16 protein-coding genes are annotated in these 15,195 nt (G+C 58.0%); 11 read left to right on the top strand and 5 right to left on the bottom strand.

The window, feature by feature from the left end; translation table 11 throughout:
• The first annotated feature begins 14 nt into the window (after positions 1–14).
• The 10 genes from yajC (at position 15) to ACR0AW_RS04625 (ending at position 6,993) form a co-directional block, all read left to right on the top strand.
• Positions 15–302, top strand: coding sequence for a preprotein translocase subunit YajC (yajC, locus tag ACR0AW_RS04670; RefSeq protein WP_155151194.1), 288 nt, complete (start codon positions 15–17; stop codon positions 300–302).
• 33 nt (positions 303–335) lie between these two features.
• Complete coding sequence (gene secD / locus ACR0AW_RS04665; RefSeq protein WP_170733401.1) at positions 336–1,997, top strand: protein translocase subunit SecD; 1,662 nt, start codon at positions 336–338, stop codon at positions 1,995–1,997.
• A 1-nt stretch (position 1,998) separates the two neighbouring features.
• Positions 1,999–2,967: a protein translocase subunit SecF gene (gene secF, locus ACR0AW_RS04660; protein ID WP_170733400.1), complete on the top strand. Its 969-nt coding sequence runs from the start codon at positions 1,999–2,001 to the stop codon at positions 2,965–2,967.
• A complete protein-coding gene (locus ACR0AW_RS04655; protein WP_170597973.1) occupies positions 2,960–3,706 on the top strand; it encodes a TSUP family transporter in 747 nt (248 codons plus the stop codon). The genes secF and ACR0AW_RS04655 overlap by 8 nt, the downstream gene beginning before the upstream one ends.
• A gap of 10 nt (positions 3,707–3,716) precedes the next feature.
• Positions 3,717–4,070 (top strand): Mth938-like domain-containing protein, encoded by a 354-nt coding sequence (locus tag ACR0AW_RS04650; protein WP_170626639.1) that lies wholly within the window; start codon positions 3,717–3,719, stop codon positions 4,068–4,070.
• A 130-nt stretch (positions 4,071–4,200) separates the two neighbouring features.
• The gene (gene ccmA, locus ACR0AW_RS04645; protein WP_170733399.1) at positions 4,201–4,815 is read left to right on the top strand and encodes a heme ABC exporter ATP-binding protein CcmA; all 615 of its coding nucleotides are present in this window, start codon (positions 4,201–4,203) and stop codon (positions 4,813–4,815) included.
• Entirely contained in the window at positions 4,812–5,468 is a 657-nt protein-coding gene (gene ccmB, locus ACR0AW_RS04640) for a heme exporter protein CcmB (protein ID WP_170733398.1), read from the top strand. The genes ccmA and ccmB overlap by 4 nt, the downstream gene beginning before the upstream one ends.
• A gap of 61 nt (positions 5,469–5,529) precedes the next feature.
• Positions 5,530–6,303 (top strand): heme ABC transporter permease, encoded by a 774-nt coding sequence (locus tag ACR0AW_RS04635; protein ID WP_170396395.1) that lies wholly within the window; start codon positions 5,530–5,532, stop codon positions 6,301–6,303.
• Positions 6,303–6,458: a heme exporter protein CcmD gene (gene ccmD / locus ACR0AW_RS04630; RefSeq protein WP_037321536.1), complete on the top strand. Its 156-nt coding sequence runs from the start codon at positions 6,303–6,305 to the stop codon at positions 6,456–6,458. Before ACR0AW_RS04635 ends, ccmD begins: the two co-directional genes overlap by 1 nt.
• Complete coding sequence (locus ACR0AW_RS04625; protein WP_170396396.1) at positions 6,451–6,993, top strand: DsbE family thiol:disulfide interchange protein; 543 nt, start codon at positions 6,451–6,453, stop codon at positions 6,991–6,993. The genes ccmD and ACR0AW_RS04625 overlap by 8 nt, the downstream gene beginning before the upstream one ends.
• On the opposite strand, the gene ACR0AW_RS04620 is transcribed toward ACR0AW_RS04625, so the two are convergent.
• The 3 genes from ACR0AW_RS04620 to acnA form a co-directional block, all read right to left on the bottom strand.
• A complete protein-coding gene (locus ACR0AW_RS04620; protein ID WP_170733397.1) occupies positions 6,988–7,689 on the bottom strand; it encodes an SDR family oxidoreductase in 702 nt (233 codons plus the stop codon). The two genes, ACR0AW_RS04625 and ACR0AW_RS04620, sit on opposite strands and share 6 nt — an antisense overlap.
• 115 nt (positions 7,690–7,804) lie before the next feature.
• Complete coding sequence (locus ACR0AW_RS04615; RefSeq protein WP_170733396.1) at positions 7,805–9,307, bottom strand: BCCT family transporter; 1,503 nt, start codon at positions 9,305–9,307, stop codon at positions 7,805–7,807.
• A 117-nt stretch (positions 9,308–9,424) separates the two neighbouring features.
• Positions 9,425–12,115: an aconitate hydratase AcnA gene (acnA, locus tag ACR0AW_RS04610; protein ID WP_170733395.1), complete on the bottom strand. Its 2,691-nt coding sequence runs from the start codon at positions 12,113–12,115 to the stop codon at positions 9,425–9,427.
• Between the two features lie 226 nt (positions 12,116–12,341).
• Between acnA and ACR0AW_RS04605 the strand changes: the two genes are divergently transcribed.
• Complete coding sequence (locus tag ACR0AW_RS04605; protein WP_480438673.1) at positions 12,342–13,043, top strand: DUF1223 domain-containing protein; 702 nt, start codon at positions 12,342–12,344, stop codon at positions 13,041–13,043.
• Here ACR0AW_RS04605 and ACR0AW_RS04600 read toward each other — a convergent pair whose 3' ends face one another.
• Positions 13,044–13,967 (bottom strand): lysophospholipid acyltransferase family protein, encoded by a 924-nt coding sequence (locus ACR0AW_RS04600; protein WP_170396406.1) that lies wholly within the window; start codon positions 13,965–13,967, stop codon positions 13,044–13,046.
• 85 nt (positions 13,968–14,052) lie between these two features.
• Complete coding sequence (locus ACR0AW_RS04595) at positions 14,053–15,129, bottom strand: FliG C-terminal domain-containing protein (protein WP_170733501.1); 1,077 nt, start codon at positions 15,127–15,129, stop codon at positions 14,053–14,055.
• Positions 15,130–15,195: the final 66 nt, after the last annotated feature.

The following is a 15,195-nucleotide window of genomic DNA, read 5'->3' as shown; positions in this document are numbered from 1 at the left end:
CAAAGGAATATCCCATGGAAGGTGGCGCAATCGCCCAGTTTCTCCCGTTGATCCTGATCTTCGCGATTATGTATTTTCTGCTGATCCGTCCGCAGCAGAAAAAGATGAAGGAACATCAGGCCATGGTCGAAGCCGTGCGCCGGGGCGATCAGGTTGTCACCCAAGGCGGGCTGATCGGCAAGGTGTCGAAGGTCAAGGAAGGCGATAACGAGATCGAAGTCGAGATCGCCGAGGGCGTTAAGGTTCGCGTGGTCAAATCGACCATCGCTCAGGTTCTGAACAAGACCGAACCTGCGAAGTAACTTCGCGCGACAATTCCTTGAAAAGGCAGGGTAATGCTGCAAATTGATTCCTGGAAGCGGGTTCTGATCTGGTCGGTCTGTTTGATCGGTCTATTCCTTGCCCTGCCGAATGCGTTTTATACGCGCGTCGAACAATCTAACGATGCCAAGGCTGCGATTGAGCTTGGCATTGATACACCTGAAATGCAGGCCGAGGCCGCGCAATGGCCGAATTGGCTGCCGTCGTCTCTGGTCAATCTCGGGCTCGACTTGCGCGGCGGCGCGCATTTGCTGGCCGAGGTCAAGGTTGATGATGTCTACGAATCCCGGATGGAGGCGATGTGGCCCGAAATCCGCGACGCGCTGCGTGATGAACGCGCGACGGTCGGCACGATCCGTCGTCAGGATTCGGCGCCTGACGAGATTCGCGTGCGCATCAGCCAACCCGAGGGCATGTCCCGCGCATTAGAGGTTGTGCGCGGTCTGGCCCGACAGGTGCAGACGCTGACCGGGGCAGGGGCAACAGATATAGAGGCTCGCGCCGAGGGGGACACTATCGTTGTCCAACTGTCCGAGGCCGAAAAGCTTGCTTCGGATGACCGCACCGTGCGCCAGTCCCTTGAGATCATCCGCCGTCGGATCGACGAGGTTGGCACACGCGAACCAACGATCCAGCGTCAGGGCGCTGATCGTATCCTGATTCAGGTGCCCGGCATCGGCAGCGCCGGGGAGCTCAAAGAGATTATCGGCACGACGGCACAGTTGACGTTCAATCCTGTCGTTGGACGCGGGACTGACCCGGATGCCATTCCGGGAGTTGGCGAGAAGCTTGTGCCATCGATCGATGAAGATGGTGTGTATTACACTCTGGACGCCGCACCCGTCGTGACCGGTGAAGAATTGGTCGACGCGCAGCCATCTTTCGACCAGAACGGCCGCCCTGCGGTCAGCTTCCGGTTCAACACCTCTGGCGCGCGCAAATTCGGCGATTACACGCTGGAAAACATTGGCGCACCCTTTGCTATCGTCCTGGATGACGAGGTGATCTCGGCCCCTGTAATCCAAAGCCATATCCCAGGTGGTTCGGGCATCATCACTGGCAACTTCACAGTTGAAGAAAGCACCAATTTGGCCGTTCTGCTGCGCGCAGGTGCCTTGCCTGCAGGTCTGGATTTCCTGGAAGAGCGCACCATCGGCCCTGAGCTGGGTCAGGACAGTATCGACGCAGGTAAAGTCGCGACAATCGTGGCCTTTGTCGCCGTGTTGGTATTCATGGCTCTCAGCTACGGCCTGTTCGGCATCTTCGCCAATGTTGCGCTGATCTTGAACGTGGGGCTTTTGTTTGGCCTGCTCTCACTGATCGGCGCCACGCTGACCTTGCCCGGGATCGCGGGTATCGTGCTGACGGTGGGCATGGCAGTTGACGCCAACGTGCTGATCTTCGAGCGTATCCGCGAAGAGTTGAAATCTGCCAAAGGTCCGGCGCGTGCCATCGAGCTGGGATACGAAAAAGCGCTTTCAGCCATTCTGGACGCTAACGTGACCACATTCATTACCGCAACCATCCTGTTTGCCATGGGCAGTGGTCCCGTGCGCGGCTTCTCCATTACGCTTGGTCTGGGTATTCTGACCTCGGTCTTCACCGCGATCTTTGTGACGCGTCTGATGATCGTGATGTGGTTCGAACGCCGCCGTCCGAAAACGATCGAGGTTTGACATGAGACTGAAACTCGTACCCCAAAACACCTCGTTCGATTTCTTTAGCCGTTGGAAGGTCTGGCTGGGCATCTCGGGTTTGATGATGGTGATCGCATTCACGTCATTCCTGCTGCAAGGGCTGAACTTCGGCATCGACTTTCGCGGCGGCACCACGATCCGGACCCAAAGCGCGCAAGAGATCGACGTCGGCGCCTATCGCGACGCCATCGCGCCGCTTGAGCTTGGCGATGTGACTATCACCGAGATTTTTGATCCCACCTTTGGCGAGGATGAAAACGTCGCGATGATCCGCATTCAGGCACAGGACGGGGCCGAAGCTGTGGCGGCCGCAACCGTCACAGCCGTCGAAGAAGCGCTGACCGTCGCCGCGCCGGATATCCAGTTCGTCTCGGTAGAATCGGTTGGCCCCAAGGTTTCGGGTGAGTTGATCCAGACCGCGGTCATTGCGGTCGCCTTGGCGATTGGCGCAGTGCTTGTCTATATCTGGCTTAGGTTCGAATGGCAGTTCGCACTCGGGGCGGTCGCCGCGTTGGTGCATGACGTGATCCTGACCATCGGCATCTTCTCGGAACTACAAATCCGTTTTGACCTGGCGATCATCGCCGCTCTACTGACTATCGTCGGCTATTCGCTGAACGACACCGTGGTCGTCTTCGACCGGGTTCGCGAAAACCTGCGGAAGTATAAGAAGAAAGACCTCAAAGAGGTGCTGAACATCTCGATCAACGAAACGCTCAGCCGGACGGTGATGACCTCTGTGACCACGCTGCTGGCGCTGATCTCGCTCTATGTACTGGGCGGAGACGTGATCCGAGGCTTTGTCTTCGCGATGATCTGGGGCGTGATCGTCGGGACCTATTCGTCGGTCTTCGTGGCCTCGACCATCCTGCTGTGGCTGGGGGTCAAGCGCGACTGGTCGAAGCCGTCGAATACGGCGAGCAACCAGTTTGCCAACATTGATGCCTGAGTATTTCGGCCAGACCCCAACCGGTCTGGCCGTTATTATTTTCGCCGCCTTTGTTGGGGGCATCGTGCGCGGGTTCTCCGGCTTTGGGACGGCCCTGATCTTCCTGCCCATCGCCAGCCCGTATCTCGGCCCCTTCGGTGCCATCATCGCGCTGACGGTCATGGACATATTTGGCCCGATCCCGAACCTGCGCCGCGCATGGACGGTTGTTGACAAGGCAGATCTGATGCGCCTTTTGGTCGGGTGCGCGCTACTTCTACCGGTTGGCTTATGGCTGCTGACCCGGACCGATCCCGAAGTGTTCCGCTATATCGTCAGCCTGATTTCATTGTCGATGCTGGCCGTTCTGGTTTTTGGTCTGCGCTACCGGGGAGCGGTATCGCGTGGCATGGTTGCTGCGATCGGCGGGGCTGCAGGGCTACTTGGCGGGGTAGCCGGGATACCGGGGCCTGCTGTCATCCTGTTTTATATGTCACGGCCCTTACCGGTTGAGATCATCCGCGCGACGATCCTGCTGTTCCTGTTTGCTTTCGATTTGCTGATCCTCGGATATCTTGGCGGGATGGGGCGTCTTTCGATCGCGAGCATCGGATTGGGCCTTGCGCTTGCGGTTCCCAACATCGCGGGCAACTGGCTGGGGGGCTGGATGTTCCGACCCGAGTACGAGAACCTCTACCGCGCTGCAGCCTATCTGGTGATTGCAACAGCGGCCTTGTCCGGCCTGCCGCTTTGGGGCTAGAACCCTGTACATGCGCCTGAACGAGATCACATATACAAACGCTCAGCCGGTTGATGGCTATGGCCCCGGGTTCTTTCGGATAGGCGGGGAGGTTCATGATGGGGCAGTCCTGACCGGCCCCACCGGTACATCGGCTTGGGCGGGTTACTCCGACGCCCAGACCCTGCTGGCCTTGTCCGAACATGTCGATGTTCTGTTCATCGGTACGGGCAAAGAACTGACCCACATCCCAGCCGACTTGCGCACCACATTGGAAGAGGCAGGTCTGGGTGTCGAAATCATGAACTCTCCGGCGGCCTGCCGCACCTACAACGTGCTGCTTTCCGAAGGCCGCCGCATTGCGCTTGCGCTGATCCCGGTCTGAGGATCTGTTCTTGCTCTGGCAAAAAATATCCCAGGGAGTGTGAGGGGCTGGCCCCTCACTGCGATCCAACCGGCCGCTCTGCGGCAATTCCGACCTTTTGCCCACACGCACAATCCGCTAAGCGGGCTTCATGACTTTAAAGGTAACCGAACTGGCCATCGCACGCGGCGGAGTTCCCGTGCTCGAAGGGCTGAGCTTCTCGCTTGAGGCAGGAAGGGCACTGATCCTGCGGGGGCCGAATGGAATCGGAAAGACAACATTACTGCGTACGCTTGCGGGCCTGCAACCGCCACTGGCAGGGCAAATCGACGGGGCAGAAGACCAGATCGCATACGCGTCCCATTCCGACGGGTTAAAACCGACCCTGACCGTCGTCGAAAACCTCAACTTCTGGGCGTCGGTCTTTGGCACCCGTGATATCCAGCACGCCCTTGATGCGTTTGAACTGAACGAGTTGGCTGACCGCCATGCGGGCAACCTTTCGGCGGGGCAGAAACGGCGTCTGGGATTGGCGCGTATGTTGGTTACTGGCCGCCCGATCTGGATGCTGGACGAGCCGACGGTCTCGCTGGATCGTCACGCCGTGCAGATGTTTGCGGATGCGGTGCGCGCGCATCTGGGGCAGGGTGGTTCGGCCCTGATTGCGACCCATATTGATCTTGGATTGGACGGAGAGGTTCTGGACGTTGGCCCCAACAAGGCCAAGCCCAAGCCCATCGACGATTTCGACGGAGGTTTCTTGTGATCGCCTTATTGCTGCGTGATCTGAAATTGGCCTTCCGTGCGGGGGGTGGCTTTGGTCTCGGTCTTGCTTTCTTCCTGATCGTCACCGTTCTGGTGCCATTCTCGGTTGGCCCGCAATCTTCGCTGCTTTCGACCATCGCACCGGGTGTTCTTTGGCTGGGCGCGCTTTTGGCGTGTCTGCTGTCACTTGATCGCCTTCTGGCGCTGGATTGGGAAGACGGCTCGCTTGATCTGCTCGCGACCGCGCCGCTTCCGTTGGAATCAGTTGTTACCGTCAAAGCGCTAGCCCATTGGCTAACCACCGGATTGCCGCTGGTTCTGGCCGCGCCGTTCCTAGGCGTGTTGCTAAACCTGCCTGTACCCGGGTTTTCGTGGCTAGTGATCTCACTGCTCCTCGGTACTCCGGCGATGAGCGTTATCGGCACCTTTGGCGCGGCCCTTACTGTTGGTCTAAAACGGGGCGGTCTGCTACTGTCGCTTCTGGTTTTGCCGCTCTACGTACCGACTTTGATTTTCGGAGCCGAGGTCGCCCGACGCGGTGCGATAGGCATGGAGACGCAAACGCCCCTGCTAATGCTGGCAGGGATTACCGCCGCAACGGTCGCACTTTTACCCTTTGCCAGCGCAGCGGTACTGCGCATCAATCTTAGGTGATGGCCACAAAGCTTGACTGAGGTCAATTGAGAACCACGCCGACTCGGACTAGATAGAGCCCATGACAATCGCAGCCAAAGCCAATGCCCTTTGGGAATACGCCAACCCGCGTAAGTTCCTCGCGACCAGCGAACGGGTCCTTCCGTTCTTCTGGATCAGCTCAGGTCTTTGTCTGGTCGTCGGATTGATCTGGGGCTTTTTCTTCACCCCGGATGACTACAAGCAAGGCTCGACCGTAAAGATCATCTACCTGCATGTACCTGCCGCGTTGATGGCGATCAATTGCTGGCTGATGATGCTGGCAACTTCGCTGGTCTGGTTGGTGCGTCGCCACCATGTCAGTGCGCTGGCTGCCCGCGCCGCTGCGCCCATTGGCATCGTGATGACGCTGATCGCATTGGCCACCGGAGCGATCTGGGGGCAGCCTATGTGGGGGACATGGTGGGCCTGGGACCCGCGCCTGACATCGTTCCTGATCCTGTTCCTGTTCTATCTGGGCTATGTCGCCCTGTGGGAAGCCATCGAAGACCCGGACACCGCGGCTGACCTGACCTCGGTCCTTTGCCTTGTGGGTTCTGTCTTTGCGTTCCTCAGCCGGTATGCGGTGAACTTCTGGAATCAGGGGCTGCATCAGGGGGCTTCGGTGATGCGCGCCGGGGCGATCACAGGCACGGATACTGAGGAGAAGGTAAGCAATATCTACTTCTATCCACTGCTGCTTTGCATCATCGGCTTTGTACTGCTGTTCATTGCGCTGGTCTTCTATCGTACGGGCACAGAAATTCGCGCCCGCCGGACCAAGGCGCTTATGGCGCGTGAAAGGGTGAGCGGGTGATGCCTGATCTTGGAAAATATGCCGATACCGTCTTGTGGTCCTATGTCGTATCAATCGGACTTCTGATCGCATTGGTGGGTTTCAGCGTGATCCGGGGCCGTAAGGTACGGGCCGAGATGGAGAAGGTTGAACAAAGGATGTCACGCAATGGCTAAGATTTCGCCCCTGATGATCGCGCCTCCGCTGATTTTCGGCGCCTTCGCTGTGCTCGCGGGCATCGGCATGTTCCGTGACGATCCCAACGCCTTGCCCTCGGCGCGCGAGGGTCAGCCAGCACCGCCGGTTGTACTGACCGAGTTCGCGGGCAAACCGGGCTTCGATGATGCCACACTGCGTGATGGCGAGGTCAAGCTGGTCAACTACTGGGCCAGTTGGTGTGCACCATGCCGCGTCGAACACCCCAATCTGCAGGCTCTGTCTGACGAGGGTATCCCGGTCTATGGTATCAACTACAAAGATCAACTGGACAACGCCGAAGGATTTCTTGCCGAACTGGGCGATCCCTATGCCGGTATCGGTCGGGATGAACAGGGCCGCATGGGGCTGGACTGGGGCGTCTACGGTGTGCCCGAAACCTATGTGATCGACGGTGAGGGCACGATCATCCTGCGCTGGGCTGGTCCGGTCACTCAGCGGGTGATCGAAAGCACGATCCGCCCAGCACTTGAGAAAGCCGCAGGTGGCTCATAAGCGATAGCCACCGGTGACGCCCAGAACCTCACCAGTGATGAAGGATGCGGCATCGGACGCCAGAAACCTGACGACTTTGGCGATATCCTCGGGCTTTCCCGCGCGATCTAAAGCGGTTTCTTTGACAAACAGCGCGGTCAACTCCTCTGACCGAGGCGCTTCGGGGATGTTGATCGCACCCGGCGCGACTGCATTAACGCGTATCCCCTTTGGCCCAAGCTCCTTTGCCATGGCGTGGGTCCATAGATTCAGGGCGGCCTTGCTGGCCCCATAGGTCACCGCATCCCGAGGCGGCAAGACCGCGTTCATGGATGAGATACTGACGATTGAGGCGTCGCGTTTCAGATGTGGTAGCGCAGCAGCCAACAATGCGGCGGGGGCCAGCAGGTTCAAATCCAGAATGGCGCGGTGGTCCTCGGCCCGAAATTCCTCTTTGGGGGTAGATTTCACAAGGCCGGCATTGTTGACGATCACATCCAGCCTTCCAAACCTCTCGATCACCTGCGAAATCACGATAGCCGGCTGGTCGGGCGCAGATAGATCGGAGCGTATGGCCAGAACATCCCCACCCAGTAGCTCGGGCGTGGGTTTGCTCGACAGCCAAGTAAACGCGACGCGGTGATCACGGCTGAGGTCTTCGACGATTGCACGCCCAATTCCGCGTGCACCGCCGGTTATCAATGCGACTTTGTCCATAATCGTAGGAAATCGGTAAAATGGCCGGGATTCAAGCCGTTACTTACGGACCAAAATCCAGATCATCGCGCCGATGAATGCAAAGGTGGTCAGATTCATAAGCGTATCCGTCAGATCACCGATCAGCATGGCTCAGCCCCTCTTCTCGTAGTCCTCGGAACAGGCAGACCATCAGCAGAACCGAGATGAACACAAAGGGCAGCGCCCCGAGTGAGATCAGGACTTTGACCGATTCCACCGAACCCGACAGGATCATCGCGACACTCAACAAGCCCAGCAATGCACCCCAGATCAGCCGCACGCGCGGGGGCGGGTTTTCATACCCCTGGGACGAGAATGTACCCAGCACAAAGGCCGCGCTTACAACGCTGGTTACGATGAACAGAAACGCCGCCGCTACGGTTGCAAGTATTGTGATCTGCGATAAGGGCAAACGGTCGAGCAGGGCGAAGGTCACACGCTCGATGTTTGTTTGCGTATAGGCCAGCAGTTCTCCGGCACCGTTGAGCGCCTCGAACAGACCGATGCCGCCGAAGGCACCGAACCAAAGGATCGAGAACAGTGTGGGCGCAAAGAGTACTCCGATCACGAATTCCCGGATCGTGCGACCGCGAGAGATACGCGCGACAAACACACCAACAAAAGGTCCCCAGGCGATCCACCAGACCATATAGGTGAGAGTCCAGTCGCTGAACCATTTGGTGACGTCATCGCCGAAGAAGGTGAAGGTCTGAAAGCCCCGAGGGATGACATTGGTGACGTAATCGCCGAACCCTTGAACCACAGTGTTCAACAGATACTCTGTAGGCCCGAGGACCACTGTGTAGGCCACAAGGCAGATCGCGATCAGCATTGCCGCATTCGACAAGCGCGCCATGCCTTGGCCAAGGTCGATTAACAGAGCAGGGATGTAGGCTGCGACCATCGCCAGGAAAACAACGCCGATCAGAAGGGCACCAACCGTTTCCCGGCCACCCAGAACCGCAATCCCGTCCGCAACCTGGAACACGCCCATGGCCATTGAACCGCCAACACCGATAGAGATTGCAACAATGGCCATGAAATCCGACAGCCACCCGACCCGCTCGGCCCAGCGTTCTCCTGGGAACAGGCTTTTGATCGGTGCACTGACCATCATGCCTGTCCCGCGCCGAAAGCTGAAATAAGCGATGGTCAGCGCGGTCGAACCGTAAATCGCCCAGGCGTGCAGGCCCCAATGGAAGTTTGTTGCCAGCATCGCCTGCTGCGCGGCGACATAGTCGGGTGCCATGCCCGAGATGAAGTTGAAATGGGTCAGGGGCTCGGCGACCGCCCAGAACAGCAGTCCAACGCCCATTCCTGCGGAGAACAGCATTGAGATCCAGGTGGCGGTCGAGAACTCGGGCTCTTCATCATCTCGGCCCAGACGTATTTTGCCATAGGGCGAAAAAGCCAGAACCAAACACCCGATCAACATGCCCGAGGCCGCGAGCATCACGAACCAACCGCGACTGTGGAAGGTTTGTTGCACGATGCTGTTGGCCCAAGTCACCAAGCTTTCGATATCGACGACGCCCCAGATCCCGATCACGGCGATGACGCTAAGCGAGCAAACCAGTAGGGCGTTGGGCTTTTTCATGGTGATGGAATTCCGAAGACTGTCTTGCTCAACAGTTTCAGATTTTTGAATAAATGGCCAGAAAACAAAACCCCCGGCGCAGGGCCGGGGGCTGAGGTTGGATATCAACCTGCTGATTTATGACGCTTTTGCGAGATTGCGCAGCACGTATTGCAGCACACCGCCGTTTTCGATGTATTCGATCTCGGGCGCGGTATCGATGCGGCACTTCAGGGTGATCGTCTTTTCGGTACCATCTCCGTAAATGATGGTGCAGGGCACTTCCTGCAGGGGCTCAACTGAATCCAACCCGTGGATCGATACGGTCTCATCACCTTTCAGACCCAGTGTCTTGCGGGTATCACCATCGGTGAATTCGAACGGTATAACGCCCATGCCCACCAAGTTTGAACGGTGGATGCGCTCAAAGCTTTCGGCGATCACTGCCTTGACGCCAAGCAGAGCTGTGCCCTTGGCCGCCCAGTCGCGTGACGAACCTGCACCGTACTGTTCGCCGCCAAAGACGACCAGCGGGGTGCCTTGCTCCTGATAGGCCATCGATGCTTCGTAGACCGAGGTTTGTTCACCATCCGGGCCTTTTGTATAACCGCCTTCGACGCCATCCAGCATCTCGTTCTTAACGCGGATATTAGCGAAGGTGCCGCGCATCATGATCTCGTGGTTGCCACGGCGTGAGCCATACGAGTTGAATTCGCGCGGCTGAACCTGACGATCCGTCAGATACTTCCCGGCAGGTGTCGTTGTCGCAAAGGAACCGGCGGGCGAGATATGGTCGGTGGTGATCATGTCGCCCAGGATCAGCAGAACCTTTGCACCATCGATATTCGAGATCGTGCCCGGCTCAGGCCCCATGCCTTGGAAATAGGGAGGGTTTTGAATGTAGGTTGACGTCGGTGGCCAATCATAGGTTTCCTGTTGTGGAACCTCGACCTCCTGCCATTTCTCGTCGCCTTTGAAGACATCGGCATATTTCGACTGGAACGCCTCGCGGGTCACGGTTGCCTCAACCAATTCGGCGATTTCGCTTTGGGTCGGCCAGATGTCTTTCATGTAGACATCGTTGCCGGCCTGATCCTGTCCAATCGGTTCCGAGGTCAGGTCGATGTCCAACGTACCAGCCAAAGCATAAACCACCACCAGCGGCGGTGAAGCCAGATAGTTGGCGCGCACGTCGGGCGAGATGCGGCCTTCAAAGTTGCGGTTGCCTGACAGCACCGAAGTGGCAACAAGATCGCCTTCGGCAATCGCTTCGCTGATTTCTCTTTGGATCGGACCCGAGTTGCCAATACAGGTGGTGCAGCCATAGCCAACAAGGTTGAAGCCGATCTTGTCCAGATCTTCCTGAAGACCTGCAGCCTCCAAGTAGGCGGACACAACCTGCGAGCCGGGCGCCAATGAGGTCTTTACCCACGGTTTGCGATCCAATCCCAGCGCGGCGGCTTTACGTGCAACGAGGCCCGCGCCGATCATCACATACGGGTTCGACGTGTTGGTGCAGGAGGTGATCGAGGCGATCACGACTTTGCCCGATTCCATGCCGTAGTTTTCGCCTTTGACCTCTATTTGTTTGCCCATCGGGCGTTTGAAGGTCTCGGCCATTTCCTTGGTGAATGCGGCCTTGGCGTCGGTTAGTGCGACATAATCCTGCGGCCGTTTCGGGCCCGAGATCGCAGGAACAATTGTGCCCATATCCAGCGACAGAGTGTCGGTGTAGATCGGCGCGTAATCGGCATCGCGCCAGAAGCCGTTTTCCTTGGCGTAGGCCTCGACCAATGCGATGCGGTCTTCGTCGCGTCCAGTATTGCGCATATAGCGCAAGGTCTCGCCGTCAATCGGGAAGAAACCACAGGTCGCGCCGTATTCGGGGGCCATGTTGGCAATGGTTGCGCGATCGGCCAAGGGCAAGCGGTCCAGACCTTCGCCGTAGAATTCAACGAATTTACCAACCACGCCTTTCTCGCGCAGCATCTCGACGACTTTCAGGACAAGGTCAGTTCCCGTTGTGCCTTCGACCATCGAACCGGTCAGTTCAAAACCCACAACCTCGGGGATCAGCATCGAGATCGGTTGACCCAGCATCGCTGCCTCGGCCTCGATTCCGCCAACGCCCCAACCCAGAACGGCCATGCCGTTGACCATGGTGGTGTGGCTGTCAGTACCAACAAGTGTATCGGGATAAGCGACTTCTTCGCCGCTTTGGTCCGTGTCTGTCCAGACGGTCTGCGCCAGGTATTCCAGGTTTACTTGGTGGCAGATTCCGGTGCCGGGAGGCACGACGCGGAAATTGTTGAACGCGTTCTGACCCCATTTCAGGAACTGATAGCGTTCCATGTTGCGCTCATATTCGCGGTCCACGTTCATCTGAAACGCGCGTGGGTTGCCGAACTCATCAATCATGACCGAGTGGTCGATGACCAGATCGACCGGGTTCAGCGGGTTGATCTTTTGCGCGTCCCCACCAAGGCCCTTGATGCCGTCGCGCATCGCTGCCAGATCCACCACGGCCGGAACTCCGGTAAAGTCTTGCATCAGAACCCGGGCAGGGCGATAGGCAATCTCACGTGGGTTCTTGCCACCGTTGGCACCCCATTCGGCAAAGGCTTTGATGTCATCGACGGAAACCGAGAACCCGTCATCTTCGAACCGCAGCATGTTTTCCAGAACCACTTTCAACGCGGCAGGCAGATTCGAAAAATCGCCTAAGCCTGCTGCTTGCGCGGCTGGAATCGAATAATAGGAAATGGATTTGCCATTCACGTTCAGGCTGCGGCGTGTCTTGGCGGTGTCCTGTCCGACCTTGATGGGCATCTGTGGCCTCCCTCTCAAATGACTTGGAATACGGGCTTCGCTAAGGGTTATCTGCATTACCACACCAGTTGTTTCAAGGTGAAACGGGCAGTTTGGGTGGTTTTTTGTATACCATTGCACACATTTTGTCGAAAGCTTGTGTCTGAGGTCTCAAGAAACCTTGATTGGCAGTTTATTCGGTTCCGACTTAAACCTTTCAGGCAATCATCCTCTATCGAGAGAAAACATGCTCAGATCAGTCGCTGCGACCGCGTTTGTTTCACTCTTTCTTGCTGCCCCGGCTCAGGCGCAGGATGACCCGGTGGTGGTCGAACTGTTCACCTCGCAGGGGTGCTCGTCCTGCCCGCCAGCAGACCGGATCATGCATGAATTGGCCAAGCGGGATGATGTAATCGGTCTGGCGTTGCATGTGGATTATTGGGACTACATTGGCTGGAAAGATGAATACGCCAATCCCGACCATACCGATCGTCAGCGCGCCTATGCACGTGAAGGCGGGCGGACGATGATCTATACGCCGCAGATGGTTGTGAATGGGCAGCAGGATGTGGTTGGGGCCAAGTCAATTGAACTGAACCGGCTAATCGATGCACACCTGACTGCGCCGCCGGAGGCCGAGGTCAGTGCCACGCGTACTGCGAACGAAGTATCCATGAATGTCGTTCCGATCGAGTTACCAGACGACGAAACCTATGATGTTCGGATTGTGCAGTATTCGCCGATGCGTCGCACCTCGATCCGGCGTGGCGAATTGGCCGGACATGATCTGGATTATGCAAACGTGGTCGAGAATTGGCAGATTGCCGGTCGCTGGGATGGCCAAACACCGCAGAGTTTCACCGCAGCATTGTCATCGGAATTGCCTGCCGTTGTTCTGATCCAGCGCAGTGGCCATGGTCCGATCGTGGCCGCAGCGCGGGTTAAGTGATCAGGGCATATCCTTTGGCTGGACCCCCAGTCCCCTCCAGGACTTCCAGCGCCGATGAATCCAGAACCATTGTCCCATGTGCTGACGCACCATCGCTTCCAGGTCGTCATTGGTGAACTGGGTCATGGTTTTGGCATCAGTATGCGGGACCGGGTCGTGCAGGACGATCTCAAAATCGATCCCGTTGGGTTGGCGCACTGCATAGCAGGGAATCAGCACAGCCTTGTATTTGATCGCAAGTTCCGCGTTCAGCACCGAGGTGACGGCGGGTTTGCCGAAAAAGGTCAGCTCCTCACCACCATGCGCATGCAGGTCGGATACAATGGCAATGATGCCTCCGCTTTTCAGTGAACGGACCATTTCGACCATCCCTCGGCGGCCCTGTTCGAACATGGGCGACCCGGTCTGATAGAATGCCTCGACATACATGTCGTTGAAATATGGATTTGCCATGCGGCGATAGAGGCTGCCGATGGGTTTACCGCTACGCGCCTGCAGCGCGACCCGCGCGGCCAGATAGTGCCCGAAATGCGCAGTGATCATCATCACTGGACGCCCTTCCGCCACGGCGGCATCAAATGCTTCGACACCCGAGCCCGATACTTTGGCCTTGCTTTGTCGCTCGATGAAACCGTCGGCTGAAAAATGCTCCATGATCGCGCGCCCGGCATTGTCAGGCACGGCGCGGCAGATGCGTTTGACCTCGGCCTCGGGCAGGTCTGGGCAGGTGAGTTTCAGGTTGCGGCGCACGCGGGTTCGAAACCCGACAATGGGGGCAAGCCAGCGCACAATCGCGCCCATCGCTCCGATGCGGCGCTCATATGGCAGCAGGCGCATGCCGCGGATTACGCCGGTCAGAAACAGGTTGGCGACGTAGTATTTTCCAAGCTCAAATCGGCTTAGTTCCGACTTTTCGACGGGCATGGGGAGAGACACCTGAGCGTTGTGAACTGCGCGACGAGACATACAGGCCCCATCGTGCGATCACAAGTGGTCGCGCCTTGCCGGACTATTCTGCATTCTCCTCCGCCTCGACCAGTGCGATCGCGCCCTCGTCCAAAAGCGCGCGGATGGCTGCAACGATCTGCGACATCGCTTCTTCACTGTCGGATTGTTTGACCTTGCCACGTTCGGCCATTTCTTCCCGTAAGTTTTCCGCCATGCGAGAGGACATGTTGGCTAGGAAGAACTCGACCGTGGCGAGGTCTTCGTCGCTATTGGCTCCGGCCAACGCCGTGATGAGAACGGGTTGATCCACACCGCGCAGAATCGCTGGAACATCGCGGGGTTGGATGCGCGAGGGCACATGCGAAAAGATGAAGATCGATTGCCGGACGGTATCCGCAAAATCGGCGTCTTCTTCGTCCAACGCGGTCAGCAAACCATTACGCGTCGCCGCGGCTGACTGGTTGAGGATCGCGCCCACACGCTCACCCGGCCCATCCCGAAAGGCGGGCTCGGGGCGTTGATCCAGCTGAGCGGCCAAGGACCATCCGATCCGCTCAACCGCCTCGGGCGTCACGTTGGCCGTTTTCGAGACTGCATAAGTTATCCGTCGCGCTGTGGGGCCGGGCAGGTGGCCCAACAACTGGGCAGCCTTGGCGGTTTCGAGTTTCGAAAGCATAACGGCGGCGACTTCTGTGCTTTCAGCTTTGGCCATTTCGGCCAGATCTTCTGAGGGTACTTCGTGCAAACGCTGCCATGGGTCACCGATCTGCCTCACGCCAGCTACCTTGCGCAGCCGGGCGGCGGTGGCTGGGGCGATCTTGCCGTTCACCGCGTCCAGAGCACCGGCTAGCCCATGGGGAAATGCAAGCCCTACGCCATCCAGCGCATCGGCAAATTCCTGTGCGACGGCGGCCAGCGTTACCCGGTCAACCAACCCCATCTGTCCAAGTTGGTGGGTAAGTTGTTCCTGCAGTGAATCGGGAAGCTCTTCCAACGGGATATCCGCCCCCTCGTTCAGCAGCAGCCGAACCACAACCGCGGCTTTCTCTCGGTTGCTGAGGGCGCGCGGCACAACACGTGGCGCATCATCGTCTTGTTCAACGACCGGGGGTTTCGTGCCCGGCGTCATCTGCACCATTAGGTTCGTGTCCTGCATCTGCCTGCAATGCCTCATTCGCGTTGCAGGCAGAATATAGAGAGTCGG

The organism is Ruegeria sp. C5, assembly GCF_056537605.1.
Note: the sequence above shows the minus strand (reverse complement) of the source record. Positions and strands in the feature narration are given on the sequence as shown.